Below are 26,183 nucleotides of genomic sequence, written 5' to 3' on the forward strand. Positions count from 1 at the left end.
GTATTGAGAACAAGGCTGCCGGGAGCGGTGGCAACCAATAGAGACTGGCAAGCGTTGACTTGCCCCTGCTCAATGACGAGCAGACCGAAATCAAACTTGAAAAAGTATTTTTGGATCTTGTCGAAAAAGTTGTTTATCGACCCACAAGCCGGGTCAATAGTGACTTCAACTCTTTGGCGACTTCGTAGCTGTTCTGTTGTTGCTGCTTCTTGCAAAACAATTCGCAACTCCACCAGCCCTGGTACCCGGTTGCCTTCACTGCGGCCGTCCACTCGGCAAGGTTCAAGACTCCGCTTCCCGTCGGCACATCCCTGAGGATTGCTTCGTTCGCAATGCCACCTTCGAACGGCAGCGAATCACAAACATGCACGCCATAGATCACGTCTTTGTTCATCCTGGCAATGTCTTGCGGCTTCACGCCGGAGGTAAAGCAATGCCAGTAGTCGATGACCATCTTGACGTTATCCCGCTCGGTGCGATCAATCAGCTGAAGTTGATGGTCCAGGCTGTTCAAGGGGGTCCAGGACAGCGCTTCAAGATAAAGAAGCACGTCATACTGCTTTGCCAGGTCAGCCAGCAAGGCGAGGTTCCTGGCGGTCAAGTCATACTGAGTCGCTTCATCAAAACCCAGCAAACCGGAGTAATACGTGCTCTTGCCATGATGCTGAAAATCGATCACGGCCTGAACATTGATTGGCCCGGTGAGCACCTGCACACCTTTTGCACCTGCCAGGTTGGCCAATTGGAAAAGTCGCTCAGCCTCTTTCAGCAAGTCATCGCGTTCGGCTCCCTGGCGCTCGATATCCCTCAGGTAACCAATGCCTGTGACAGGCACGTCCTTGAGCAGGCTTTTCAGTTCCGCTTCGGTGTAACCGGCCTGCAGCCAGGCTTCCAGTTTTGCGCTGTTGATCTCCAGCGCATCGAAACCCACGGTCTTTGCGATGTCGATATCCATCGCCAGGGTCGAGTGCTTTGCAACTGTGGAATGCAGGGCCAGGATATTGTTTTGGGTTTGCATATGACGCTCCTACCGTTGTCATTCATTGTAGAGCGATCGGATTCAGGTAGAGATTTCGCAGCCACGCTAAATGCGGCGCAAACTGACGCAGTCAATGCGTCAGGTTCCGATTGTCGACCACTCAAGTGTTTGAAAGCCGGTTGGCCAAGGCCGATACCGCCAAGGCAGCGGTGTCCAGTCGCTCCTGAGGCAAGGCCCCACACGCGACGGCTGCGACAATCGCACGAGCAATCTGCGCAACCTCGGGCATCGCCTTTGCCGATATCAGCAGCAGATCGGCCCCTGCATTCAGCGCCGCAACCGCCACGTCGCCGAGCGATAACGAGCCGATGATGGAGCGGTGGTCCAGGTCAATAGTCATGACCAGTCCCTTGAACCCCAGCTCACGTCGCAGCAACCCGATCAGTTGGGGGGAAATGGATGCGGCCATCGCAGGCTCGCAGGCAGCAAAAATCGCCGGCCCCATCATGACCGCGTCCGCGCCGGCATCCACGCCGGCCTGGAACGGTGACCAGTACGCACGGAGTTGATCCAAGGACTCAGTCACGACCGCCACCTCCGTCGCCGGAGGGTGCAACAAGACCGGATGCCCCGGAAAGTGCTTCAAGGTACTCCCTACCCCGGCCCGTCGCACACCCCGGACATACGCCTCGACCATGTTGGCAGCCTGGTCTGCATCATCGGACAGCGTGCGCCCCTGCAACCAGGCATTGGTGCCGCCCAAGACATCGGCAGTCGGCGATAACAGCAGGTTCACCCCGGCATCTCGCACGGCCGTTGCCACCTGAAAACACGCTTGCTCTAGGTCTGCGAGCACCATGCTCCTGGCCAGATGCGGTTCAGGAAGTGCCGGCGCCACGCCTTGTAAACGGTGAACGGCGGAGATGTCGGCATCCGCCGCCAGAATCAATGGCCCGCCCATTTGCCTGGCGGCTGCGGTGAAGCGTTGCCATTGTTCCAGGGTTTCCGATTGCAGGCGGCTGGCACTCATTTTCCCGCTGCCGTACTCCTGCGCCGTCTCGCCAAAGAGCAGGCTGCGACCGCCGCCGTCAAGAAACCTGCGTACGTCGTCACTCATGTCCAGATCAAGCAACACTGGAAACAGCACGCTCAATGCCTTGCTTTCATTTGCACTCATGACTTGTCCTGGCTCGAAGCGTTCTGGTCGGTGGTTGCATTGGCCAACGCCCGAACCTTGACCGCGGCTGCCAATAGCGCCCGGCGGTCGAGTACACCCTCATGGACGGCCGCAACGATCGCGTCGGCGATGGCATCAAGGCCGGATTCACTCGACACCAGCAAGAGATGCGCGCCTGCCGACAGTGACGCAACAGCTGTGTCGGTAATCGAATGTCCCCGGAGGATGGACACCGCATCGAGGTCATCGGAAATGATCAAGCCATCGAAACCAAGAGTGTCACGCAAAATACCGATGACTGTTGACGAGGTGGAGGCCGAATGTTCCGGGTCGAGCGCCGGAAACACCGCGGGGCCCGGCATCACCGCTTTGACACCGGTGGCAATGACTTCCTTGAAGACCTCAAGGTTGTCATGCAGCAACTCCAGTGGCCCGGGAACCGTGGCTTGGGCAATCGCCGGGTCCTCTTCAGTGACGTAATGGCCAGGAAAATGTTTGGCCGTCGCAATCACGCCGGCCCGTTGAACCCCGCGGATAAAGGCACAGGAAACCCGGCTGACCTCGACCGGGTCGGCGCCCAGGTGTCGATTGAGCAGCCATGGATTGGCGCCGGTCACCACGTCGACAATCGGTGCCAGAAACAGGTTGACCCCCAGGCTTCGTGCCGCCTGGGCCATCTCGAAGCATCGCTGTTCGATATCCTGCGAGCTCAGCGTCTTGAGCTGCTCTCTCGACGCAATGGCAGGAACCAATTGATGAAGGCGTTCGATGCCGCCGAGTTCCTGGTCCACCGCAATCAGTACCGGCGCGCCAGCCAATGACGCCGCTTGCCGCGCGATGTTGACGAAGTCTGCGGGGGTTTCCGCACTCTTTCGCACCTCGCTCATGGCTCTGCCCACGTACTCCTCCCGTGTCTCCCCCAACAAAAGCGAAACACCACCTCGGCTCAGGTAACGACGGACGTTGTCGTCCAGGTGCAAATCCCCGAACGCGGGAAGCAGTACCGAATATGCAGCTCTATAGAGTTCGTCAGACATCGATTTTCCTCGGTTCCGTGGTGTTGAGCGGAGCGCTTGTTTTCAGAAAGTGTGCAGGTGTCAGTTGTGTGGAAAAGGCACCCAGGCGCGCCGTCGGCTGGACTCGACGCACGCCAGTGACAGGCCGACGCCGCGTACGCCTTCATGGATGTCGGGTAGCGGGATGCTGGTCGCGGTGCGCCAACCTGCGCCGGCATCGAGTGCCTCGGCGAAGTCGGCGTAGAGAACGGCAAGTGCTTCCAGGTAACCCTCGGTATTGCCGGCGGGCAAACTGCTGAAGTTCAGCGTCTGGGCGGCATTGTCGCTCTGGCCTCGGCGGTGGATTCGCTCTGCGCCGTCAATTGGCGCAAACCGGAGTGATTCCGGAGTCTCCTGGCACCATTCGATCGACGCCTTGCTGCCGATGATCTTGAAGCGCAGACCATTACGGTGGCCGGGTGCCGCGAAACTGGCCCACAGCAAACCGTCCACGCCGCCTTCATACTCCAGCTGCACCACACAGGTATCGTCCAGTCCCCAGCCGGGTACGACCGTGGTCAACTTGGCATTCAGGCTTGTGCAGCGACGCCCGCACAGAAACTCAAGCATGTTGAAGGCATGTGTACCGATATCCCCGACGACACCGGTCGGGCCGGCCTTCTCTGGATCACCGCGCCAGGCAAGGCTTTTGCTCAACGTCGAGACACCCGGCGCCAACCACTCCAGCAGATACTCGACATACATGAAGCGAATGTCGCCGAGCTCCCCGGCCTGTATACGGCTGCGGGCATCCCTGACCATGGGATAGCCTTGATAGGTATAGGTCAGCGCGAAAAACGTATCGTGCTGATCGGCAATACTCGCCAATTCAATGGCTTGCTGGATGCTGTTGACCAACGGTTTGTCGCAAATGACCGGGATACCCGCCCGCAAAAACAACCGGCAAGGTTCAAAGTGCAGGTGGTTGGGCGTGACGATGACGACCGCCTCTATGGGATCGGGTCGACGTGACTCGGCAGCGGCCATGTCCTCGAATGACAGGTACGTCCGCTCCGGCTGGAGGCCAAGTGCCTCGCCCGCCTCCCGGCATTTGTCGGCATCCGAGGAGAAGGCACCGGCAACGATCTCGAAGCGATTGCAAAGACGCATGGCCGCCCGGTGATAGCTGGCGAAGTAAGCGCCCTGCCCGCCGCCAACCATGCCCACCTTGAATCGCCTTTGCCCTGGAATGTCGCCGGTTAACCTTGCCATCGCTTAAAGACTCCAATAATTGACACTGACTTTGCGAATGCGCGGAGTGAAGTATCGATGGCGAACTTTCTTTGCACCATTTCGCACACTATCGATACATGACGCGGACTGAAGCACTCGCCATTGCACAGGCAAGCCGGGGTTTTGTTTGTCATCTTGAGTGCCCTTTCAAAGCCGACGGCCAATATCTGTTACCGAGGGCCGGGTGAAGTGTTACTTATCGGGCTTGCGCGTACCCAATGGTGGTTCTGAGACATCATCCTGGCACCCAGAGGTCCGGCTTTTCCGGCCGGCCAGTACAGGGACACGCCGCCAAGCGCTTACAATCTGACGCATTGACTGATATTGACGGGTTGAACTTAAATACCCTGAGCGGGCATGGAACATGCTTAATTAAATCGCTGATAATTCAAGTATTTAAGCTGGCACGAAGTTATACGGCCGATTATTTCAATAACTGATTTATAACCTATATAACCTGCTGCTCTTAACCCCAGGCCTACATCGAGATAAAAAATGCCCAGCCGAGGAGATTCGCCCCCCATGTCGTTAAGTTCTGCCACCTCGCACCCTGAGCGACAACAGGTTCGCAGCGACTTGCAAGCCAACGTGCAAAAGAACCTGAGTACGCTGGTCGAGTCTTGCCGTTCGGTTGCAGACATGTGCCGCAAAGTTGATGTCAATCGCCAGCAGTTCAACAAGTACCTGGTGGGCCAGCACGTACCCTCACAGAAAATCCTGCAGAAGATTGGCCGGTATTTCATGATGGAGGCCGAAGACCTTTTCCGCCCGCCCGCCGAGTTCAAGAAATTTTATGAGGGCTACGAAAACGAACTACCGACAGACTTGCGCGCCTCGGCGCAATTCAATCATTTCCTGCCCCTGGCGAAGCAGTCGGCGGATCTGCTTGAAGACTATCTGGGCGTCTATTACCGGTACCACAACTCGTCCATCTATAAAGGCCGCATCCTGCGTTCGGTCACCTGCCTGTACCGGGCCGACTCGATGGTCCAGTACGTCACCGTAGAACGCTTCCCCTTGCTCGATGGCAGCGGAAAGATCGGCTACTCGTTCACTTATCACGGTTTCTGCCTGCTGCTGGGTGATCGCCTGTTCATGGTCGACTTCGAGGGCAAGCAACGTAACGAAATGACCTTTTCGATTCTCACGCCGCAGCATCGCCGGCCGATCCGCTTTCTCTACGGATTGGTCACCGGGGTGGCGTCGTCTTCTTTCCGCCAGCCCTTCTCTACCCGAATGGCCTTGGGGCTGGTGGACAAAGGCAAGATCCGTAAACATCACCTGCGCAATGCAACTGCAGTGCTTCCCAGCGATCAGTCGTTACCGCTGGAGGTGCGCGAATACATGACGGGCGATAACGCCACTATCGTCTGGGGCGGTCAGGATTAAGACGGTTGAAGGGCGGGCCCGTCGATGTGCCCGTCGATGTTCGGCGGGGCGTCGACAGCGGCGCAGGATGGCGTGACTACACCCATGAAGGTTTAATCAGGTTTCACGCGAACTGCGCGCAGTAATAATTTCCACCAACGAAGGCCCCTTGCTGTTCAGTGCCTTGATGAAGGCTGGATTGAGTTGCGAAGCATGCTCGACTCTCCACGCTTCAAGACCAAAGTTTCTGGCGATGCCCGCGAAGTCAGGCGAGTAAGGCTTGCCATCCGGCAAATTGAATTCCCCGGCCCGATGTTGCCCCGCAAGCGAAACCTGCACATCGCTCAACGACTCAGGCCCGCTGTTGTTGAACACCAGGAACACCACGGGAAGACTGTGCATCACGCACACCGCCATCTCCTGCATTGACTGCAAAAAATCCCCGTCACTTACGGCACACACCACTTGACGTGCCGGCATGGCGAGCTTCGCGCCAATGGCTGCCGGAACTGCCCAACCCACCGCACCGACGCCAGCGGTGCAAAAATGACCTCGGTGCTGATAATCCGGGAACATCTCACCGACTATGTCCTGGAGACTCTGCGTCCCGACCATCAGAATCGCATCCTCTTCCAGACCCGATCTCAACTCCGCCATAGGTCGGTGAACCATTAGGGGCGGGATGTCGCTGGCGCTGTTCGCTCGCAAGGTGGCAGGTGACAAACTGGCGTCAACCGAGGCGCTCTGAACAGCCGCCGGGATGTCCAGGCTTACAGGGCCGATGCGACCACTGAACATCGTGTCGAAGGCCTGACGCAGGGTCTGAGGCAATTGTTCAATCGTCGAAACCCGCACATGCTCTTTCGTGATGCCAGTGGCGGCGAATTCAGGCCGGTCATCGCCCCGATCGGGGTTCCCCCCACTGATCACCAGGATGGCCGAGCAATCCGCCAAAGCGACCGCGATCCCGCCCAGGGCTTTCGAAAGGCCCAACGGAGCTGGCAGGAGAACAGCCATCGGACGACCACAGGCACGAAAGTAGCCGTCGGCAAGATGGACTGCACTTTGCTCCTGTATGACATGAATGAACGGGATGGCCGAGCCAGTGTTCAGCAGTGTTTCCACCAGGGCCCACGAACCGTCACCTGGCATGCCGGCAACATAGTCGACACCGTTCGCTTTCAGCGCTTTCGCAACAATCTGACCACCCGTGAGCTTCACAGAAAAACTCCCATCGAATAGACGCTGGCGCAAGGGCGGATGCACCTTGCGTCGTCTCAAGACCTTCATCGGAGTATTCGCCTGGAACAAACACGGCTCAATTTCGCACCCCCCGCAAAAGAGACGCACATTGACGCAGGTGAATGCCGCCCATCCCCCGCTATGGCGGGACTATCGTTAACAGGAGCCTGCTGCGCCGATTAGGTCACTTTGATGCGTCAGAGTGCGTCGCTTTTAAAGGGGCTGCGAAATTGAGTGCCCTGCCCGCCAGGCCAATACTCGATCCATGAAAACAACAAGCCGAGCCTATCAAGCGCTGGGCGCGCCACGTGAAGGCTTCACCTTGAAATCCGAGGAAAGTGGCGCGCAACCAGTCAAGGAAGAGTCGATCGGACCAGTGGAGGCCAACTGCGCAATGCTCTGTTTAACAGGCGGCACAGCGCTAAAACCTCCCCAGCTGCATGGAAACAATGCTGGCCATAACTCTGCCGATTTACATGACCGCATGCATAGGGATGTGTCCGGCTAAACCCGCCGCGCCCACGCCCATGCAGGTCGCCAATTGTTAGCAAACAACCACCCTAGGCAGGAACTCAAAATGAAAAAAGAAAGAGAGACGGGTTATGGATCAACCGGCATCAACCTGGATTCGATCAGCCTGAACCGGCGCACCTTCATGCTGGGGGCTGCTGCATCTGCCGCGGGGCTGTACATCAGTTCGTTCGTACCCAGTGCATTTGCCGCATCCTCTGGCCATTTGGAGATTCTTGGGTGGGAAGGTGAAACCGGTGATGCGGAACTCGCCGACTGGCGCAAACAGCGTGGCATCACCGTACGTTCCAGCTATGCCAGCAACCAGGACGACATCACCGCGCGGCTGGCCGGCTCCGACCCCGTCCAGCTTGACCTGACCATGTACGCGCTGGGCTACGAGACCATCTATCAGGAAATGGGCCTGCTCAAGGCGATCGATACCTCGAAGGTCCCCAACTACTCCGCCGAAAATACCGTCCCGCTTTTCTATAAAGGCAGCCGCTGGTACTGGGATGGCAAACAATGGGGCATCCCGCTGTTGTGGGGCATGAACACCATCGTCTACAACCCTAAGAACATGAAGAAACCCACCGAGTACAAAGACCTGCTCGACCCGAAATTGAAGGGCCGGCTGACCTTTGTCGATGACGGCACTTCCAACTGGTCACTCATCGCGATCATTGCCGGTTACGGGGACAAGTTCCCTAACCTGACCCGCGCCGAATTCGACGACGCCTTCGAAAAACTCAAACCGTATCGTGATCAATGCCGAGTCTTTGCTGCCTCCTCGGGCGATGCGGTTTCGTTGTTGGTCTCGGGCGAAGTCGACGCGGTATTTTCGGCGTCGGCCAACACCCCAAGCGAGACCAAGAAGCGCGGCGTAGTCACAGAACTATCAGTGCCCAAGGAAGGTGCTGCCCTCTGGTGTGATGCCCTGTTCATACCCAAGACCGCCAAGGACGTACCGCTCGCGCTGGAGTTCATCAACAAGACGCTCGAGGCCGATACCCAGGCGAAAATGGCAACCACGATGTTCTCTGGCGTGGTCAACAGCAAGGCAGTGCCGCTCCTCCCCGAAGAGCTGAGAAACACCTTCGACTACGCGAACCTGGACAGCTTTTTCGAGAAGTCGAAGCTCTACGGCCAGCCGCCCCTGAGCTCCGACAAGTACGTGACCTATGCTGAGTGGATCGATCAGTGGGCGAACTTCAAAGGCTCGTTCTAACCGCCTCGGCTATCCGGTGAGGTGAAAGAACGGCTTGAGTGTGTACGAGAGAGCGGGTGCTTGCGGGCACTCACTCCTCTGCTCGTTATCGAAACAAAAAGCAAAGGCACAATAATCATGAACGTAGTCAACAACAGCGAGCCCATCCTCCTCGATGACAGGGATTCAAAGGCTGGCAAACACGTGAAAATCGACAAGAAAACCCTCAGCGGGTATTTGCTGGCATCGCCTCCGCTGTTCTTCCTGGTGGTGTTCTTCCTCATTCCGTCGCTGCTGCTCCTGGTTGCGAGTTTCTGGACCGCCAAGACCTTCAGCATGGAACCTGCGGCAACCCTGGCCAACTACGCCAAGGCATTGAGTGCCACCGGGTTCTACGACTCGTTATGGATCGCCTTGCAGAATGGCTTCTGGACCGCTGTGCTGTCGACCGTCATCAGCGCCCCGGTCGCCTACTACATTGTTTACCGGACGCGCTCCAATGCCGTGCTGTACCTGGCCCTGGTCTCCTGGTTCTCCAGCTACCTGGTGCGGGTCTACGCCTGGCGCTCGATCCTGGGCACCAACGGTGTGATCAATTCCACCCTGATGCACATGGGGCTGATCGATCAGCCGCTGGAATGGCTGGTCTTCAGCAAGTTCGCAGTGGTGTTGACCCTGGTGCACATCATGCTGCCCTTCACCCTGCTGCTACTGGTGTCAGGCTTGCGCGATATCAAGAGGGACTATCTGGAAGCCGCTGCGGATCTGGGTGCCGGCGGCGCCACCATCCTGTGGCGGGTGATCGTGCCGATGGCCCACAAGAGCATCGTCAGCTCGTTCATGTTCACCTTCGTCCTTGCCGCCAGCGACTACGTCACGCCCCAGCTCTTGGGCGGCCGAGACGCCATGACCACAGGCCTGGTGATCGCCAATCAGTTTCGCTCGGTTGGTAACTGGCCACTGGGGGCTGCGATGGCGTACTTGCTGCTGCTGGTTTTCATGCTGGTCTATGCGCTGTTGCTGGGAGTGTTGCGGGCTGCAAACCTGGCACCCGGCAAGCGTTACCACGACTGATGACCGCCCATAAAAAAGGTAACTCGCCATGATCAGGCTCTTCACTTACGTCTACATGCTGTTTCTTTATGCGCCCATCGCGATCATCGCGCTGTTCAGCTTTCATTCGTCGGCCTCGCTGTCATTCCCGTTCGAGGGCTTCTCGACCCAATGGTACGAGGCGCTGTTCAGCAGTCCAGACTTCATGACGGCTTTGACCAACAGCGCAATCGTCGCCGCGGGCTCGGCCATTCTGACCACCTTGCTGGGAACATTCTCGGCCCTGGCGCTGATGCGCATGAAGGGCCGGTTCAAATCCGTCTTTGCCTTCATGAACTTCGCCCCCATCGCCTTGCCCGGGCTATTCCTGGGAATTGCACTGGTGATTTTCTTCTCGTTGATTGGCCTGCCACGCTCACTGTTGACGGTGATCATCGGCCATACGTTGTTCACCTTTCCGTTCTTCGTCGAGTCCGTACGTTCACGTCTTGAGTACTTCGATCTCTCGTTCGAAGAAGCGGCACGTGACTTGGGCGCGTCGCCGCTCAAGGCGTTCTGGCTGGTGACGCTGCCCATCATCGGTCCAACGATTGCAGGTGCCGCGATCCTGGCGATCGCCCTCTCCCTGGACGAATTCCTGATCACCGTGTTCGTCACCGGCAGCGACACCACGTTGCCACTCATGATTCTTTCGATGATGCGCCGCGCCGTCAGCCCAACCATCAATGCCGCCTCGGTGTTCATGCTGGTCGTGACCATTGCCATCATTGTCATTGCCGGCCTGGTCATGACCCTGCGCCGTCGTCGCCTCGAACTTGAACGTGCAGAAACTGCAGAGTAATCGCCATGACCAACAGTATCGAACTGACCGGAATATCCAAGAGCTACGGCAATCTGACTGCCCTGGGCAAAGTCGACCTGACCGTAAAGCGCAACGAAATCCTGACTTTGCTTGGCCCCAGTGGCTGTGGCAAAACCACACTGATGCGCATCATCGCGGGCTTCGAAGAGCCGACCACCGGCAAAGTCGTGATCGACGGCAAGGACTCCACGGCTCTGGCGCCGGAACATCGCCCCGTCAACATGGTGTTTCAGAAGTACGCCCTGTTCCCGCATCTCGATGTTTTCGACAACGTGGCTTTCGGGTTGCGCCTGAAAAAGAAGCCGCGGGACGAAATCAAGCGCGAAGTGACCAAGGCACTGGAGCTGGTGCAACTGGAAAGTTTCAAGAATCGCTGGATCTCCGAGCTCAGTGGCGGCCAGGCACAACGCGTCGCCCTGGCTCGAGCCCTGGTCAACCGCCCCGCCGTGCTGTTGCTCGACGAACCGCTGGCGGCACTGGACCTGAAGATTCGCCATCACATGCTCAACGAGATCAAACGGATCCACGAAGAGACCTCGACCACTTTCGTTTACGTCACCCATGACCAGGACGAAGCGATGATCCTCTCCGACCGGGTGGTGCTGCTGAACAAGGGTGGCATCGAGCAGATCGGTGGACCACAAGAGATGTACTGGTCGCCGCGCACGTTGTTCGCCGCGAAATTTTTCGGCGACACCAATATCGTCAACGGCACCTATGGTCTGGGTGATACCAGCAGTGGTTATGTCGAGCTACCGTTCGGACGCTACGCACACACGGCCAAGAACAGCCTGAGTGCCGGGCCGGTCAATGTCTCGATCCGTCCAGAAACCATCGGTCTTGAGCCTGCCCTGGGCAACCCGCTGGCCAATGGGGCTTTTGCCGGGAAAGTCAAAGACACGTCGTTCATCGGCAACCGGGTCATTTACCGCGTCGCTGTAGCCGACGGAACCATTGACCTCAAATGCCAGCAGTTGCCCACCCCCGGCAGTCTCACGCTGCCGCCCGGGGCGGATGTCGCCCTGACCTGCAAACCGGACAGTTTCGTGGTGATACCTGCCTGAACTGATTTCGGTTGAACGACGATCCCTGCGGTATTTCGCGCGGGGTCTGCCAGTAGCCTCAACGCTGGATCAGCTCTTCACCAAGAGCTTGATCCGGCGTTTTTTTTGACCTGCACGGTGAACAACAATGGTCCAATATATCGTGGTCGGAGGTGGATCAGCCGGATGCGTCATTGCTGCGCGCCTGAGCGAAGATCCCCAAGCGTCAGTCGTGCTGCTGGAGGAAGGGCCGAGGGACACTCACCCGTTTATCCATCTCCCGGTGGGATTCTATAAAACCAGCCAGGGCAACCTGGTTGAACGCTACCCCTGGGAGCCCCCGGCCGGTTATATCGGCGCGCCGAATCCGACCATGGTGCAGGCCCGGGTACTCGGCGGCGGGAGTTCAGTCAACGCCATGGTGTACTTGCGCGGACAACCTGCCGACTACGACAGTTGGGCCGATGGCGGTGCCCGGGGTTGGGCCTACAAGGACGTACTGCCGTTTTTCAAGAAATGCGAAAGCAACGACCGCTTCAGCAACGACGCCCATGGCACCGATGGCCCGCTCGGTGTCTGCGATCAACGATTTACCCATCCTTTGACCAAATTCTGGCTACAGGCCTGCCAGCAGGCAGGGTTGGCCTACAATGCCGATTTCAACTCCGGTGTGCAGGACGGTTGCGGGTTGTATCAAATCAATGCCCGCAACGGCTTGCGATCGAGCACCTCGGTCGCCTATTTGAAGCCGGCACGACGGCGCCCCAATCTGACGGTGAGAACCCACTGCCGGGTCTTGCGAATCCTGGTCGAGAACGGTCGCGCCACGGGCGTTGAGTACCTTGAGAAAAACCGTCGCCATGTCTTGAGGGCCGATCGTGAAGTGATTGTCAGTGCCGGGGCAATCAACACGCCAAAGTTGTTGATGCTGTCGGGTATCGGGCCGGCCAGTCACCTGCACGACAAAGGCGTAAAGGTAGTCCATGACCTGCCAGGGGTCGGGCAGAATCTGCAGGACCACATCGAAGTGTCGCTGATCAATGAATTGCGTCGCCCATTGAGCTACGACAAGTACAAAAAACCGCACTGGAAGATCGCCGCCGGCTTGCAGTACGCATTGTTTCGGCAAGGCCCGGTAACCTCCAACGTGGTCGAAGGTGGCGCGTTCTGGCGTACTTCCCTGGCCGAAAACCGTGCGGACGTCCAGTACTGTTTCATGGCCGGGGCCGGGGTCGAGGACGGTGTAGGTTCCGTCCCTGGTGGCAACGGTTGCACCTTGAATGTGTGTCAGACCCGCCCCCGTTCAAGCGGATTCCTGCAACTGCACAGCGCAGATCCCATGGACTTGCCCCGCATCGAGCCCAACTACCTGACCGACCCGCTCGACGTGGAGTGCATGGCCCAGGCCACCGAGTTTGGTCGGCACATCATGTCCCAGGCCGCATTGGCCGGCCACATTCAGCGCGAGCATGTGCCCGCAGAACCGTTACGCACAGGTGATGACTATCGGCGATTCGTGCGCCGACACGCCCACGCAGCACTGCATCCGGTAGGCACCTGCAGGATGGGAACGGACGCCATGGCGGTGGTGAGCAACGATCTGCGTGTACACGGGATCGATGGTCTGCGGATCGCCGACAACTCCATCGCGCCGAGCTTGTGTTCCAGCAACACCAATGCACTGGCAATCATGATCGGCGAAAAAGCGGCCGATCACATTCAGCGTGCTGATCAGTCTCTGTAGGAGCCTGTGCGCGATGGCGGCACCTTCGACGCCATCGCGCCCACCCTCTTGCCCGTGGGTCAGACCCGGAAGTTGTTCATCAACACTTGCTGCTGGTTGGCAAAATCGTTCAGGGACTGGCTGATACGCGCCGATCGATCCGCGTGTTCCACCAAGGTGCCCGTTACATCCCTGATGGCCGAAATGTTACGGGTCACCTCTTCGGATACCGCACTTTGCTCTTCGGCAGCACTGGCGATTTGCAGGCTCATATCGCTGATAGTCTCGATGCAGCGACTGACATGGGTCAGTGCGTGTACAGCCTCAAGCGCTTGCGCTGCACTGGTGTCGGCCTGGCGGTGCTGGCTCTGCATGGCGTTGACCACGTCGCGTGTGCCGCTCTGCAAACTTTCGATGACACCCTGAATCTCACTCACGGAGTCTTGGGTACGCTGGGCCAGATGACGAACCTCATCAGCGACTACCGCAAACCCCCTTCCCGTTTCCCCTGCTCTGGCTGCTTCAATCGCCGCATTCAACGCCAGCAAATTGGTTTGCTGGGCAATCGTGCGGATTACATCGAGGACGCTACCGACTTTCTCACTGCTGTCGCCAAGTTCGCGGACCGCCACCATTGCGCCGCTCATATGTGTCGCAAGCGAGTGGATGGACTGTGCAGCAGTCTCGATGGTGCCTTTGCAGGAGCGGGCAGCGCCATCGCCATCGCACGCGGCAGTCGCCGCCATGGATGCATGTCGGGCCACTTCCTGCGAGGTCGCACTCATCTCGTGAGCGGCGCTCGCCACTTGCTCGACCTCTCGCAGCTGTTGTTGCATGCCGCAGCTGGTGCGCATTGCAATCGAAGACGCCTGGTCAGCCGTGGACCGGGTGTCCATTACGCTCTGACTGACCTGCGCGATAATCGGCTGCAGTTTATCGAGGAATCGATTGAACCAACCCGCCAGCACGCCCATTTCATCCCGTCGCTCAACGCTGAGTCGCCGGGTCAGATCGCCCTCGCCATTGGCGATGTTTTCCAGCATTTCGGATACGCGTCGAATAGGTCGGGTGATACTCGCCGCCAGTAAGCCCATCAGCAACGTACCGACCAGAGTGACGCCAATCCCTGCGATCACCTGCACGGTTACCGACTGCTGATTTGATTGATCCAGAACCTGCTGCAACGTCGCCACGGAGGCCATCAACGTGGCACGCGGCACTTCAATAACTGTCATCCAGTGGTTGGAATTCGGTATAGGGGAAAACGGAACAACGAGCATGATGCTCGGGTTGCCAGGTTCGTCTATGGCGAGGGTTTCGCCAGTTTTCGCCCCTTCGAGCATCTCGGTGGCCTGACTCGGATAGATGTCCTTGATGGACTTACCCAACGATGCGAGGTCGCCACTTCGCCCCATGATGACGCCGGCGGCACTGACGAAGGTGAGTTTTCCTTGCCCCTCGAACAGTGAAGCACTGGCTTTCTGCGCGATGTTTTGCAGGCTACTCAACGCCAGGTCGATACTGACCACGCCGATGAACTTTCCACCGTCCATCAGAGGTATCGCAATGCTGGAGGTCAGTGTCGGCGCGCCATTCAACAGGAAGGAATAGGGCTCGATCAAACAGGACTTGCGGGTTTTCTTCGGGCAGTTCCACCAGGCCTTTCCCGGATCACCGTCATCCTGCATTTCCTTTTCTTCAAGGACGAAGTTCTGCATGGAGGAGACATACACCGCAAAACGACCCTTGGCATTGCCGGTGAACTCGGCTGCCTTGATGCTGATCGAGTCGGCGCCATCGAGCGCATTGGGCTCAAATGAGAGGCCTACGCCGAGTATCTCCGGTGTGGTTGCCACCTGTGCCCGAATCAGTCGATACAGATCACCCCGCAGTTGCCCGGCAGCCCATCCATTTTGTCGGGCCTGCCGGCGCATCATGACGACCTGGGTGGCCAGGGAGCGGGCAAACATCATGCTGCTGAAGAACCGCTGCTCAATCCCATTGGCCTGCAGGTGCCCGGTCGCCTCAAGGTACTGCATGGATGCCAGCGACAACGAGTTCGTGCCGGATTCCCTGACCACCGTCGACGTGTCGGTCATCTGCTGAATTGAAAAGCCCACCAGGCAGAGCACCATGACAAACAGGCAACTCCCGGCGGCCAGCGTTATTTTTGTTTTGATCGACAAGGTTCCCATCGCATCGCCTCACTAAAATACAGCCTGGAACAACAAGTTTTTTTGTGGCAACTAAAAAAAAAGCCCCCCAATCGGGGAGCCTGAAAACACTTGGAAAAGCGGTAAGAGTGACCAGCAGTACCGAGAAACGACCCTTTCTCCCGCTACCCGCTTGCCAAGTGCTGCAACTAACCAGGCGGCCTGGTGAGATCCGCCGGTTCGATGTTCTAAAAAGAGCGCTGTCACGCCGACAAACGTTGCGCTCTATAAACGGGAGAAATCAGACAGCCTGCTTGTAACGGCGAATGCGGATATCCGCCTGTTCCTTGTGCCCGGCAAAACCTTCCATGCCGCACAGGCGGGAGCAGTACTCGCCGACCAGCACAGAGGCTTCATCAGTCAGGACACGCTGATAGGTGCAGGTCTTGATGAACTTGCCAACCCACAGGCCGCCGGTGTAACGCGCAGTCCCGGTGGTCGGCAATGTGTGGTTGGTGCCGATCACCTTGTCGCCGTAGGAGACATTGGTCCGCTGCCCGAGGAACAGCGCGCCGTAGTTGGTCATATGCTCCAGGAAGTACAACGGGTCTCGGGTCATGACCTGGACGTGTTCGGAGGCAATGCGGTCGGCTTCCTGGACCAGTTCATCCACGGTGTCGCACAGGATGATCTCGCCATAGTCACGCCAGGCGACGGAGGCGACGGGTGCGGTCGACAGAATGGCCAGCTGGCGCTCGATTTCCGCCGGCAGGGTTTCTGCCAGTTCGGCGCTGTTGGTCAAAAACACCGCTGGCGAGTTGACGCCGTGTTCGGCCTGGCCCAGCAAGTCTGCGGCAATGATTTCTACGTCGGAACTGTCATCGGCTATCACCAGTGTTTCGGTCGGGCCGGCAATCAAGTCGATGCCGATTTTGCCGAACAGCTGGCGCTTGGCTTCAGCGACAAATGCGTTGCCAGGCCCGACGATCATATCAACCGGCTTGAAGTCATCGGTCCCCAACGCCAGGGCAGCAATGGCCTGAACGCCGCCGACACAATAGATTTCATCGGCGCCGGCGAGGTACATGGCCGTCACGATGGCCGGATGAGGCTTGCCGTCAAATGGCGGCGCGGCTGCAACCACACGCTTCACGCCAGCGACTTTAGCCGTCAGGACACTCATGTGTGCCGATGCCAGCAACGGATATTTGCCTCCGGGAATGTAGCAGCCCACCGAGTTCACCGGAATGTTGCGATGCCCAAGGATCACACCCGGGAGGGTTTCGACTTCGACATCGTGCATCGAGGCTTTCTGTACCTCGGCAAACCGACGGACCTGTGCCTGCGCAAACTTGATGTCGCCGATTTCCTGTTCCGAAAGACTGGCAACGCACGCGGCAATTTCTTCGTCGGTCAGGCGAAAGGTCGCAGGCTCCCACTTATCAAATTTCTTCGAATACTCCCGAACGGCTGCATCGCCGTTCTTGGCGACATTGGCAATGATCTGCTCGACCGTATCGCGCACTTGCAAAGCGATTTCGGCTTGGGCTTCGACGGGCTTACTTTTTTTCAGATAACGAATCATCAATATGCTCCAGGTGGTTCTTGATGCACGCAACATGCACTCAGCATTGGCAAACATCTTTTCTCACCCCCCTGCTCCGGGCAATTTCGCAGCCGCCTTATTGCTGACGCGATCTGACGCAGCACAGACGCAAAGTTGAAGCACTCCTGACAGCCCCGCCCCTCTGCCACGGGCAATCACACTTATTCGTATAACCTTTTATTCTCAAAAACGACGTGAACAAAACTGATCCGCAGCCTGTAGCAATGCACGCCATCTCGACGCCACTCCTATTCTACTGGGTCATTTCATTAAAAATCCGATCAAGGCATTGACAGCACGGTTTTGAGTGATAGCTTAAATAAGCGGTTATACGTATAACCTAATAATCACACCCAACCTAAGAGGTGACCAACCGTGAGTCGAGTCTTGTATCTATACGGTGGCTGGCCCGGCCATTTCCCCTATGAAATCGCCGGGTGGGCCCGGACCGTTTTCCAGGAGCTGGATTTCGACGTCGAAGAGTCGACAGACATCTTCACATTGGACAGGGATTTGACCGGTTATGACCTGATCGTGATCGGCTGGAACAACGCGGTCACCACTGAAACGCTGACCACCTCGCAGGAAAATCGCCTGCTCGAAGCGATCGAAAGCGGCACCGGCCTGGTGGGTTGGCACGGTGCGGGCGCGGCCTTTCGCGCAAGCCTCAAGTACCACTGGGTATTGGGCGGTTCCTTTCTCGAGCATCCGATGGGCGAAGGCTTTCCCCATCCGTACCAGGTCAACGTCATCGACCACACCCACGAAGTCACTCAAGGCGTCGAGGATTTCGAGGTGCGTTCCGAGCAGTACTACATGCAGGTCGACCCGAACATCCACGTGCTCGCCGAAACCACCTTCGACGGCAACCCGTTCCCGTGGATCAAGGGCCATCGCAGCCCGGTCGCCTGGGTTCGCCAGTGGGGTCAGGGACGCGTGTTCTATCACTCGATCGGACACGACACCAGCAACCTCGCCGACCCGAATATCCGCCGCCTGACCAAGCAGGGCCTGAACTGGGCAACGCGCGGGCGTGCTGAAAGTCAAGGCAAAAACACTGCATCCACCCCGCTTTCATCAACCCAAGGAGTCCTGTCATGAGCAAATTGACCGGCAGCCAGATCGTGGCACAAACCCTGAAAAACTACGGCGTCGAGTATGTCGCCGGTATTCCCGGCCACGGCATCTGGACACTTACCGACGCCTTCCTCGAAGAAGACTCGAAACTCAAGTTCATCCAGGTCTTCCACGAACAGAGCGCCGTGCATCTGGCAGATGGTTACTACCGCGTGGCCGGAAAGCCGATGGCTGCGGTAACCTCCATCGGCGCCGGGGCCGCCAACACCGTGATCGGCATGGCCACCGCGTTCACCGACTCCACCAGCCTGATGCTGATCACTGGCGGGCCACCCACACACATGCGTGGCCACGGTCTGCTGCAGGAACTGGAACGCTACACCGACAATGACTTCCCTAAAATCGCCGAGGCCGTGACCAAGCGGCACTGGGTCGCGACGCGCGTTGAAGAGTTGCCGTTCATGATGCATCGGGCCTGGAGCTCGATGGTCACCGGTCGCCCAGGTCCGGTCCATCTGGAAATCCCGATGGACGTCCAGGCCGAGGCCGCCGAAGTGACCCTCCACGCCCTGGAAGAGCGTACGCCGATCGGCAAATGCTTCCCGGATCCGGCGGCCACTGCTCGCGCCGTTGAAGAATTGCAATCCTGCAAGCGCCCGGTGCTGGTCATCGGTGGCGGTGTCATCACGGGCGAAGCCAGCGCTGAAGTGCTTGCCTTGGCCGAGGCCTGGCAAATTCCGGTGGTCACCACCTGGAACGGCAAAAGCGGCTTCCCGGAAGACCACCCCTTGTTCGCCGGCAGCGTCGGCCAGACCGGCACGATGTGCGGCAACAAAGTAGCCTCGACGGCCGATGTGATCATCGCCGTCGGTTGCCGTTTCACCGACTGGTCGTCGTCCAGCTATGCCAAGGGCGTGACCTTCGCCATTCCGCCGTCGAAGTTGATCCACATCGACATCGACCCGCACGAAATCGGCAAGAACTACCCCGTTACGGTCGGAATCTGTGCCGACGCCAAGCACGCGCTGGCCCATATCGTTGAAGGTCTGAAAGGCCAGACAGTCGATCGCGAAGCGTACCTCAGCGATCTGCGCGGCTATCAGGACGAATGGGAAACCAAGCTCGCCGGTCGTCGTGACTCCGACCGCTTCCCGTTCACCTCGCAACGTCCATTGGGCGCGCTGCGCAAGATTTTCCCGCGGGACACCATCGTGGTGGTCGGCTCCGGCAACACCCAGGGCGCGGTCAAGCAGACCTTCCCGGTCTACACCCCTCGCACTCACCTGACCTCCGGCGGGTTCTCCTCCATGGGTTGGGCCGTGCCTGCCGCCATCGGTGCCAAACTGGCTGCGCCGAACCAGCCGGTGGTCTGCATTCTGGGCGACGGTGACTTCCTGATGACGTCGCAGGAAATTGCGATCTGCGTGACCAACAATATTCCGGTCGTGTTCATGATCCAGAACAACGCCGGGTACATGTCGATTCGCGGTGGCCAGCGCAAGCAAACCAGCCGCCATATCGGCACCGAGTTCAACCATCCGGACGGCACGGCCTATAGCCCGGACTTCAAAGCGGTGGGCGAAGCCTTTGGCCTGAAGTCCTATCGTGTGGAGCGCCCGGAAGACCTCGAGCCGATCCTGCAGGAAGCCCTGGACTTGAACGCGCCGGTGTTGATCGAAATCCCGACTGACCGCGACGCTGCTGGCCCTTGGGTACCGGGTTGGTGGGACTTCCCGATTCCCGAGTACATCACTGACGAACGTCAGGACGAGTACTGGGAAATCCGGAACTCCGAACAACACCTATAAGAACTGGAGCGGCTCAAATGAGTGATGCATTGATTTCGCATCATGCAGAGCTGAATCCACAATCGGGGGCGTCGCGCGAACCGCGCGCCCTCGACGTGGTGACACCTGATGCTGATGGCAATATCAATTGTGATGTGGTGATTATCGGCTCGGGCATGGGTGGTTCGACCTTTGCCCATGCGCTGCGAGATAGCGGGCTGGACGTCGTGATCGTCGAGCGCGGTGATTTTCTGCCACGAGAAATACAGAACTGGAGCACCGAATCGGTCTTCGGGCAAGGCCGTTATCGCAATGCCGAGCAATGGCTGGACGAGTCAAACCAACCCTTTTCGCCCGGCGTATTTTATTACGTCGGCGGAAACACCAAATTCTATGGCGCGATGCTGCCGCGGTTTCGCGAAGAAGACTTTGCCGAAATCCAGCACGCCGAAGGCGTCTCTCCGGCCTGGCCGATCAGCTATGCGGATCTGGAACCCTGGTACGCCGAGGCGGAAAAACTCTACCGGGTACATGGCCAGGCAGGCGTCGATCCCAGCGAGCCCTGGCGCTCAGGCCCCTACCCACAACCTGCGCTCAAACATGACCCTGCCCTGGCTTCCCTGGAGCAGAGCATGCGCCGGTCCGGGCTCAAGCCTTTCGTGATGCCTGCGGCCGTGGACTATGGCAATGGCGGTGGCTGCGTACTGTGCTCAACGTGCGACGGTTACCCTTGCCTGCTGGACGCCAAGGCTGACGCCGAGGTTTGCGCATTAAGGCCGGCCTTGCGCAGTGCAACCGTCAGGCTGTTGACACGCACCACGATCCAGCAACTGAAAACTGCAGCAGACGGGCGAACAGTCACTCAAGCCCACGGCCTGATCGATGGTCGCGCAGTGACGCTGCGTGCCAAGCGCTTCGTGCTGGCCTGCGGGGCGGTAAACAGCGCCGCGCTGTTGCTCAAGTCGGCAAACGAACAGCACCCCGAAGGCCTGGGCAACAGTTCAGGGCAAGTGGGTCGCAACTACATGGTGCACAACAGCACGTTCATGCTGGCGATCGACCCTCGACGCAAAAACAAGGTGGTCTTCCAGAAGACCCTGGCCATCAACGACTGGTACAGCGCCGGTGCGAACAACTCGTTTCCCTTGGGTAACGTGCAGATGCTGGGAAAAATCCGTGAACCCATGATCACCTCCATGCGTCCGTGGCTGCCGAAGTTCGCCTCGCGCTACATCACCGATCACAGCGTCGACCTGTACCTGACATCGGAGGACCTGCCAACCCGGGAAAACCGGGTCACGTATGACGCGCAACGCGGTGCGATCAAGGTCCATTGGAAACCCAATAACCTGAAAGCCCATGAAGGCCTGGTGACCAGGACCAGCCAGGTCATGCGGGCGGCAGGCTACCCGCTGATCCTGAAAGCACGCATGGGCATTGCCACCAACTCGCATCAATGCGGTACGGCGGTCATGGGCAAGGACCCGGTGTCGAGCGTGCTGGACCTCAATTGCAAGATGCATGACCTGGACAATGTCTGGGTGGTCGACAGTTCTTTCTTCCCGTCATCGGCCGCGGTCAATCCGGCACTCACCATCGCCGCCAACGCCCTGCGGGTCGCGGCGAACTTCAAGCAACTGGCGCAATGAATGGCATGACATGAAGCCAAAGGCTGCGGTCGCACTGGGTCACCGCAGCCTTGTTCATCGATTGGCGTTAAACGTCCTGCACCTTGAGCGTCGAACTGCGCACGATCAATTTGGTGGCGAATATCTTCTGTTCAGGTTCCAGCGGAGTATCGGCTGGTGCATTCAACTGCTCGGTCAAAAGCCTTGCCGCGTAGACACCTTTCTCGACGATGGGTTGGCCAATGGTGGTCAGGCCCAGTTGCACCGCCTCGGGAATATCGTCGAAGCCAATCACCGAAAGGGTTTGTGGAACCTCGCGATTGAGCGCGTGGGCCGTTTTCATGCAAGCGATCGCCATGACGTCCGAACAAGCCACCACCGCCGTGACGTCGCTGGACGTCAGCAAGGTAAAGGCAGCGGTTTGCCCGGACGTCGAGTCAAGCCCGCCGGCCTCTATGATGCTCAGATCCTCGAATGCCAGGCCGGCTGCACTTGCCTCTTCCACGTAGCCGGTCAGCCGCTCCCTGACGATACGCTCACTTGCACTCTTGAACCGGTGCCGGTCGATGGGGCCGCGGTATCCGTCCGGATTAAGACGGTCAATGATGACCCCTATCTTGCGATGGCCCAGATCCAGCAAGTGACGCATCTGCGCACGTGCGGCACCCCGGTCATCAATCCCGACAAAAAAAGAACCTTCCACCAACGGCGAATCGATCACCACAAACGGAATGTTCTGTTTCACCACGGCCAGCACGGCCGGGTGGTCATCGGGCAGGGTCGAGATAATCAAGCCATCGACCAACCCGCGCAGCGCAAGGCTGCCGTGATTCGCTGCCGGTGTACGGCCGACAAACCGGTTGTTGTTGAGCGGGAACAACGTCAGCGCGACGTTCTCCAGTTCCCCTACCTCGCTGATTCCGCGCAGCAGGGCAACAGTGCAAGGGTCGGCGAACGCCAGGGACAACTTGTCCATCATCATCAACCCGATCGCCCCGATCTTGCCTGATCGAAGGCTACGCCCAAGCACATTGGGTCCCGGGTAACCCAGTGACGCCGCTACGGCAAGGATATGCTCACGCTGGGCCTCGGACAGTTTGGATGGGCGATTGTAAGCGTAAGACACCGCGGGCTGGGACACCCCCGCCGCCAGTGCTACATCTTTCATTGAAACGGATGCCATCGCTTGCTTCCCAACCTTTTTGAAACCTCGTGAGAGGTCAGTGAAAAAAAACGCCATGCACTCAGTGTAACCGTTGAGGTGAAACCTTCGGAACCAGTCGAGTGGCACTGAAAATGATCGCGATCATCAACGCGGCAACAGCGAGCAACGCCAAGGGCAGGCTGCTTGCATGGGCGACGAAGCCAATGGCTGCCGGCCCCATCAAAATGCCGAGGTAGCCCAGACTGGTCGCAGCGGCAATGGCCAGCTCACCAGGCATCGTCTTTTGGGCACCTGCCAGCGACAGGTAAACCGGAGCGATGTTGGCCAGACCTGTGCCAATCACCGCAAACCCCACCAGGTTCAACAGCCAGTCATTCGCCAACACCACCATCGCGAACCCCAACATGACCACGAGCCCGCCGCCAATGAGCACCACCCGTGGCCCCAGTTTCAGCAGTATCCGGTCACCGTTCAATCGGCCCAGCGCCATCATCACCGCAAACACTGCGTAACCCAGCCCGGCCAGGGAATGCTGGACGCCTCGCTCGTCAGCCAGGAACACCGCGCTCCAGTCGAGAATCGCGCCCTCCGCAAGGAAGGCGAACAGACAAAGCATACCCAGCAGTAAAACCTTTCGGGTAGGCCTGACAAATATCGGGCTGCCTTCGTCACCGCTGCGCCCCAGCAACTGTCGGCCATGCGTCAGGACGAAGGCAACCAGGGTCGCCATGACCGCACTGCTTGCCATCAACGGCGTGGCGCCCAGCCACAACAAGGCGGTGATACCGGCAGCACTGACAATTGCGCCGAGGCTGAACAGCCCATGGAAGCCGGACATCAGTGAGCGTCCCGTCGCGCGTTCCACCATCACGCCCTGAACATTCATCGTCACGTCGACCGACCCGCACCCTGCCCCGAAAACGGTCAGGGCGAACATCAAACCGGCAAAGGAATGAGTCGTCGCCAACAAGGGCAACGTCAGCAACACCAGCGCAATACCCACGTGCATCGTAAAACGACAACCCCTGCGCGCATTGAGAATCCCCGCCAGCGGCATCATCACCAGCGAACCCAAGCCAAGGCACAGTAACAACAGCCCCAGGGCCGCGTCGTCGATCCCCGCTCTCGTGCGGGCATAAGGTACCAACGGAGCCCAGGCGCCCATGCATAACCCCGACAACAGGAACGTCGATCGATAGGCCAGCATATGAGGTGTAGCGCACGGCAGTAGCAATTCCTGAGATGACACGGAAACCCCTGTGCTCGGATCAATTTGAGTTATACGTATAACTCATAATAACCCGTTCGGCCACAGGATCCGTTCAAAACCAACAGTCTCGTCACACATGACTACATGCTATACGTCGCCTGAATTGAGAATAGCCACGAAAAAGTTGACATCGATCTTGCCACCAATGTTATTTTTGAATGGAGTTATACGTATAACTCTTGCCTTGCTCAGCTTTCGCATGAACACCCAACAAAAACAACAGGGACAATGCAGCGTGATGAATAACGTTCAAAAAACACCGATCCCCACTCGCATCCGCAAGGCGCGTATCGCGACGTTCCTCGGATTCATGATGATCGGCGCCATGATGTACATCTGGTCGACCGGGGTGAGTGTCTTCAGGACGCAACTGGGCTTTACCGGTGAACTGGGTGATGCGAACTTCGGCCTGATCGCACTCGGGGTCGGCGTCGGCTCAGCGGCGGGAGCGCTGCTGGTAGGCCGCCTGCTGGACACCTTCGGTGCTAAACCGGTAATCACCGTGTGCGCCCTCGCCTACCCCCTGTCCATTATCCCGCTGGGTTTCGTCAGCGGTTTCTGGTTTGCGATGTGTTTTGGCGTTGTGCTGGGCTTGCTGCGCGGCGCCCTGGATACCGCGTTGAATGCCCATGGCGTTCAAGTTGAGCGGTTTTACCAGCGCTCGATCATGTCCGGCTTCCATGCGTTCTATTCGCTGGGTGGCTTTCTGCTCGGGATGGCGTGCAGTTGGCTGACGGGTTTCTACACCGACAGCGTAAAAGTGCCATTTACCGTGCTGGGCATCGCCATGCTGATTGTCGGCTGTATTTTCAGCCGGTGGCTGCTGGGTAAGCATGATGTTCCAGACGCATCGTCCGGCGACTGGCAAGCAGACACTCAGTCCGCTGATGAAATCGGCAAGGGTCCGTCGACCAGAACGCTACTGGTGATGATTGCACTCGGCGCTCTGCTACTTGGCAGCATGATGGGTGAAAACGCGATTGCCGACTGGGGCCAGGAGTACATTCGCCGCGAGTTCTCAACATCGACTTCCACCGCGGGCATGGCGGTGTCGATATTCGTCGGTGCGGCTTTCATCGGGCGCCTGTTCGGCGACCGTCTGGCGGCGACCTTTGGTAACGCTCAAGTGGTTTTCGCATGCGGGACGGTCTGTGTCCTCGGCATGACCCTCACCATCGTCGGCGGCACGGCTGTTACCGGCATCCTCGGCTTCGCACTGTTCGGCCTCGGCCTGTCCTGCATCGCGCCACTGATGATTTCCGCCGCCGGACGCCGGGACCCGCAACATGCAGGCCGCAACATCGGCATCGTCAATTGCATCGGCTTCTCGGGCATGCTCGTGGGACCCGCCGCCATCACCGTGATCGTCAGCCATTTCGGTCTGGATTCGCTGATGTTTTTCCCGTTGATCATGCTGGGCCTGCTAGCCACATTTGGCCCACTGCTGATGAGAGCGCCAAAAATCGACAAGCGCGTAAAACAGTCCGTCGTCAACAACACCAGCGCCTAGATCATCGGCGAACTGCTCGCGATACGCAGTGCCAGGCCTACATAGGCATCGAGGGTGATGGTGAATTCGCCCTCGACCCGTTCGTTGATGGATCAATCTCGTCAGCGTTTGCGAGTCGATGCGTGGCTGGGGTACCGGAGGTACTGTTAATGCACATGGCCCAATAACTCGCGCAAAAAAATGTAGTGCATAGGTATAGGGGGTATGGCTATCATGCGCAAAGCATAGGTAGAGGGGGTATCCATCCAATGGGCCATATCGCAGCAAACAAAGACGATCTTCTCAAGCGTGTAAAACGCATCGCCGGACAGATCCAGGCCGTTGAACGCGCATTGGAATCGGATCTCGATTGCGCCAGGACACTGCACCTTGTGGCCGCCACTCGCGGCGCCATCAACGGCTTGATGGAAGAAATCATCGAGGACCACGCGCGTGAACATGTCGCGAACCCTGCACTGAGCGAAGCAGAGCGCAACAAGGGCGTCGAAGAGTTGCTTGAAGCCATTCGCCGTTACTCCAAGTGAACGTATCCAGG

General features: G+C 58.3%; 20 protein-coding genes and 1 pseudogene. 11 read left to right on the top strand and 10 right to left on the bottom strand.

Annotation, left to right across the window (positions count from 1 at the left end; all coding sequences use genetic code 11):
* Nucleotides 1-133 precede the first annotated feature (133 nt).
* The 4 genes from ACEN83_RS15365 to ACEN83_RS15380 form a co-directional block, all read right to left on the bottom strand.
* The gene (locus ACEN83_RS15365) at nt 134-1,018 is read right to left on the bottom strand and encodes a sugar phosphate isomerase/epimerase family protein (RefSeq protein WP_007974774.1); all 885 of its coding nucleotides are present in this window, start codon (nt 1,016-1,018) and stop codon (nt 134-136) included.
* A 121-nt stretch (nt 1,019-1,139) separates the two neighbouring features.
* Entirely contained in the window at nt 1,140-2,156 is a 1,017-nt protein-coding gene (locus tag ACEN83_RS15370; protein WP_495580828.1) for a glycoside hydrolase family 3 N-terminal domain-containing protein, read from the bottom strand.
* Nucleotides 2,153-3,193 (bottom strand): glycoside hydrolase family 3 N-terminal domain-containing protein, encoded by a 1,041-nt coding sequence (locus ACEN83_RS15375; protein WP_007974778.1) that lies wholly within the window; start codon nt 3,191-3,193, stop codon nt 2,153-2,155. Before ACEN83_RS15375 ends, ACEN83_RS15370 begins: the two co-directional genes overlap by 4 nt.
* Nucleotides 3,194-3,253: 60 nt before the next feature.
* Entirely contained in the window at nt 3,254-4,423 is a 1,170-nt protein-coding gene (locus tag ACEN83_RS15380) for a Gfo/Idh/MocA family protein (protein ID WP_495580829.1), read from the bottom strand.
* A 543-nt stretch (nt 4,424-4,966) separates the two neighbouring features.
* Here ACEN83_RS15380 and ACEN83_RS15385 point away from each other — a divergent pair.
* Nucleotides 4,967-5,833, top strand: coding sequence for a helix-turn-helix transcriptional regulator (locus ACEN83_RS15385; RefSeq protein ID WP_007974782.1), 867 nt, complete (start codon nt 4,967-4,969; stop codon nt 5,831-5,833).
* A gap of 96 nt (nt 5,834-5,929) precedes the next feature.
* On the opposite strand, the gene ACEN83_RS15390 is transcribed toward ACEN83_RS15385, so the two are convergent.
* Nucleotides 5,930-7,102 carry a thiamine pyrophosphate-dependent enzyme gene (locus ACEN83_RS15390; RefSeq protein WP_495580830.1) on the bottom strand — a complete coding sequence of 391 codons (1,173 nt, stop codon included), beginning with the start codon at nt 7,100-7,102 and terminating at the stop codon, nt 5,930-5,932.
* 529 nt (nt 7,103-7,631) lie between these two features.
* Between ACEN83_RS15390 and ACEN83_RS15395 the strand changes: the two genes are divergently transcribed.
* The 5 genes from ACEN83_RS15395 (at nt 7,632) to ACEN83_RS15415 (ending at nt 13,473) form a co-directional block, all read left to right on the top strand.
* Nucleotides 7,632-8,792: an ABC transporter substrate-binding protein gene (locus tag ACEN83_RS15395; protein ID WP_495577600.1), complete on the top strand. Its 1,161-nt coding sequence runs from the start codon at nt 7,632-7,634 to the stop codon at nt 8,790-8,792.
* A gap of 117 nt (nt 8,793-8,909) precedes the next feature.
* Entirely contained in the window at nt 8,910-9,845 is a 936-nt protein-coding gene (locus tag ACEN83_RS15400) for an ABC transporter permease (protein WP_218473861.1), read from the top strand.
* Nucleotides 9,846-9,873: 28 nt separating this feature from the next.
* Entirely contained in the window at nt 9,874-10,665 is a 792-nt protein-coding gene (locus ACEN83_RS15405) for an ABC transporter permease (protein WP_116579479.1), read from the top strand.
* Nucleotides 10,666-10,670: 5 nt separating this feature from the next.
* Nucleotides 10,671-11,750: an ABC transporter ATP-binding protein gene (locus ACEN83_RS15410; protein WP_116579478.1), complete on the top strand. Its 1,080-nt coding sequence runs from the start codon at nt 10,671-10,673 to the stop codon at nt 11,748-11,750.
* A gap of 127 nt (nt 11,751-11,877) precedes the next feature.
* On the top strand, nt 11,878-13,473 hold the full coding sequence (locus ACEN83_RS15415; protein WP_495577601.1) for a GMC family oxidoreductase: 1,596 nt from the start codon (nt 11,878-11,880) through the stop codon (nt 13,471-13,473).
* 59 nt (nt 13,474-13,532) lie between these two features.
* Here the strand turns inward: ACEN83_RS15415 and ACEN83_RS15420 are convergent, their stop codons facing one another.
* From ACEN83_RS15420 to hisD, 3 genes and pseudogenes are all read right to left on the bottom strand, one after another.
* Nucleotides 13,533-14,348, bottom strand: coding sequence for a methyl-accepting chemotaxis protein (locus ACEN83_RS15420; RefSeq protein ID WP_495580878.1), 816 nt, complete (start codon nt 14,346-14,348; stop codon nt 13,533-13,535).
* A gap of 42 nt (nt 14,349-14,390) precedes the next feature.
* A pseudogene (locus ACEN83_RS15425) lies at nt 14,391-15,647 on the bottom strand (methyl-accepting chemotaxis protein); the annotation flags it as partial.
* A gap of 259 nt (nt 15,648-15,906) precedes the next feature.
* A complete protein-coding gene (gene hisD / locus ACEN83_RS15430) occupies nt 15,907-17,190 on the bottom strand; it encodes a histidinol dehydrogenase (protein ID WP_102699585.1) in 1,284 nt (427 codons plus the stop codon).
* A gap of 396 nt (nt 17,191-17,586) precedes the next feature.
* Between hisD and ACEN83_RS15435 the strand changes: the two genes are divergently transcribed.
* The 3 genes from ACEN83_RS15435 to ACEN83_RS15445 are packed head-to-tail and all read left to right on the top strand — an operon-like array spanning nt 17,587 to nt 21,724.
* The gene (locus tag ACEN83_RS15435) at nt 17,587-18,312 is read left to right on the top strand and encodes a ThuA domain-containing protein (RefSeq protein ID WP_495577602.1); all 726 of its coding nucleotides are present in this window, start codon (nt 17,587-17,589) and stop codon (nt 18,310-18,312) included.
* The gene (locus tag ACEN83_RS15440; protein WP_495577603.1) at nt 18,309-20,096 is read left to right on the top strand and encodes a thiamine pyrophosphate-binding protein; all 1,788 of its coding nucleotides are present in this window, start codon (nt 18,309-18,311) and stop codon (nt 20,094-20,096) included. The genes ACEN83_RS15435 and ACEN83_RS15440 overlap by 4 nt, the downstream gene beginning before the upstream one ends.
* 17 nt (nt 20,097-20,113) lie before the next feature.
* Nucleotides 20,114-21,724, top strand: a complete 1,611-nt coding sequence (locus ACEN83_RS15445) for an FAD-dependent oxidoreductase (protein ID WP_495577604.1) — start codon at nt 20,114-20,116, stop codon at nt 21,722-21,724.
* Nucleotides 21,725-21,791: 67 nt separating this feature from the next.
* Here ACEN83_RS15445 and ACEN83_RS15450 read toward each other — a convergent pair whose 3' ends face one another.
* Entirely contained in the window at nt 21,792-22,886 is a 1,095-nt protein-coding gene (locus ACEN83_RS15450) for a LacI family DNA-binding transcriptional regulator (RefSeq protein ID WP_007974806.1), read from the bottom strand.
* 61 nt (nt 22,887-22,947) lie between these two features.
* Nucleotides 22,948-24,075: an MFS transporter gene (locus ACEN83_RS15455; RefSeq protein ID WP_116579473.1), complete on the bottom strand. Its 1,128-nt coding sequence runs from the start codon at nt 24,073-24,075 to the stop codon at nt 22,948-22,950.
* Between the two features lie 301 nt (nt 24,076-24,376).
* On the opposite strand from ACEN83_RS15455, the gene ACEN83_RS15460 reads away from it, so the two are divergent.
* Together ACEN83_RS15460 and ACEN83_RS15465 are read left to right on the top strand one after the other, a co-directional pair.
* Nucleotides 24,377-25,648, top strand: a complete 1,272-nt coding sequence (locus ACEN83_RS15460) for an MFS transporter (RefSeq protein WP_116579580.1) — start codon at nt 24,377-24,379, stop codon at nt 25,646-25,648.
* Between the two features lie 248 nt (nt 25,649-25,896).
* Nucleotides 25,897-26,172: a metal/formaldehyde-sensitive transcriptional repressor gene (locus ACEN83_RS15465; RefSeq protein ID WP_007974809.1), complete on the top strand. Its 276-nt coding sequence runs from the start codon at nt 25,897-25,899 to the stop codon at nt 26,170-26,172.
* Nucleotides 26,173-26,183: the final 11 nt, after the last annotated feature.

Source organism: Pseudomonas sp. Pseusp49, assembly GCF_059491875.1.

Excerpts from the sequence above, each read along its gene's own strand:
- ACEN83_RS15420 (WP_495580878.1), bottom strand. The coding sequence starts at position 14,348 with ATGGACACCCGGTCCACGGCTGACCAGGCGTCTTCGATTGCAATGCGC.
- ACEN83_RS15440 (WP_495577603.1), top strand. The coding sequence starts at position 18,309 with ATGAGCAAATTGACCGGCAGCCAGATCGTGGCACAAACCCTGAAAAAC.
- ACEN83_RS15395 (WP_495577600.1), top strand. The coding sequence starts at position 7,632 with ATGAAAAAAGAAAGAGAGACGGGTTATGGATCAACCGGCATCAACCTG.
- ACEN83_RS15450 (WP_007974806.1), bottom strand. The coding sequence starts at position 22,886 with ATGGCATCCGTTTCAATGAAAGATGTAGCACTGGCGGCGGGGGTGTCC.
- ACEN83_RS15400 (WP_218473861.1), top strand. The coding sequence starts at position 8,910 with ATGAACGTAGTCAACAACAGCGAGCCCATCCTCCTCGATGACAGGGAT.
- ACEN83_RS15415 (WP_495577601.1), top strand. The coding sequence starts at position 11,878 with ATGGTCCAATATATCGTGGTCGGAGGTGGATCAGCCGGATGCGTCATT.
- ACEN83_RS15390 (WP_495580830.1), bottom strand. The coding sequence starts at position 7,102 with ATGAAGGTCTTGAGACGACGCAAGGTGCATCCGCCCTTGCGCCAGCGT.
- ACEN83_RS15370 (WP_495580828.1), bottom strand. The coding sequence starts at position 2,156 with ATGAGTGCAAATGAAAGCAAGGCATTGAGCGTGCTGTTTCCAGTGTTG.
- ACEN83_RS15375 (WP_007974778.1), bottom strand. The coding sequence starts at position 3,193 with ATGTCTGACGAACTCTATAGAGCTGCATATTCGGTACTGCTTCCCGCG.
- ACEN83_RS15445 (WP_495577604.1), top strand. The coding sequence starts at position 20,114 with ATGAGTGATGCATTGATTTCGCATCATGCAGAGCTGAATCCACAATCG.
- hisD (WP_102699585.1), bottom strand. The coding sequence starts at position 17,190 with ATGATTCGTTATCTGAAAAAAAGTAAGCCCGTCGAAGCCCAAGCCGAA.
- ACEN83_RS15465 (WP_007974809.1), top strand. The coding sequence starts at position 25,897 with ATGGGCCATATCGCAGCAAACAAAGACGATCTTCTCAAGCGTGTAAAA.
- ACEN83_RS15410 (WP_116579478.1), top strand. The coding sequence starts at position 10,671 with ATGACCAACAGTATCGAACTGACCGGAATATCCAAGAGCTACGGCAAT.
- ACEN83_RS15385 (WP_007974782.1), top strand. The coding sequence starts at position 4,967 with ATGTCGTTAAGTTCTGCCACCTCGCACCCTGAGCGACAACAGGTTCGC.
- ACEN83_RS15405 (WP_116579479.1), top strand. The coding sequence starts at position 9,874 with ATGATCAGGCTCTTCACTTACGTCTACATGCTGTTTCTTTATGCGCCC.
- ACEN83_RS15460 (WP_116579580.1), top strand. The coding sequence starts at position 24,377 with ATGAATAACGTTCAAAAAACACCGATCCCCACTCGCATCCGCAAGGCG.
- ACEN83_RS15455 (WP_116579473.1), bottom strand. The coding sequence starts at position 24,075 with ATGCTGGCCTATCGATCGACGTTCCTGTTGTCGGGGTTATGCATGGGC.
- ACEN83_RS15380 (WP_495580829.1), bottom strand. The coding sequence starts at position 4,423 with ATGGCAAGGTTAACCGGCGACATTCCAGGGCAAAGGCGATTCAAGGTG.
- ACEN83_RS15365 (WP_007974774.1), bottom strand. The coding sequence starts at position 1,018 with ATGCAAACCCAAAACAATATCCTGGCCCTGCATTCCACAGTTGCAAAG.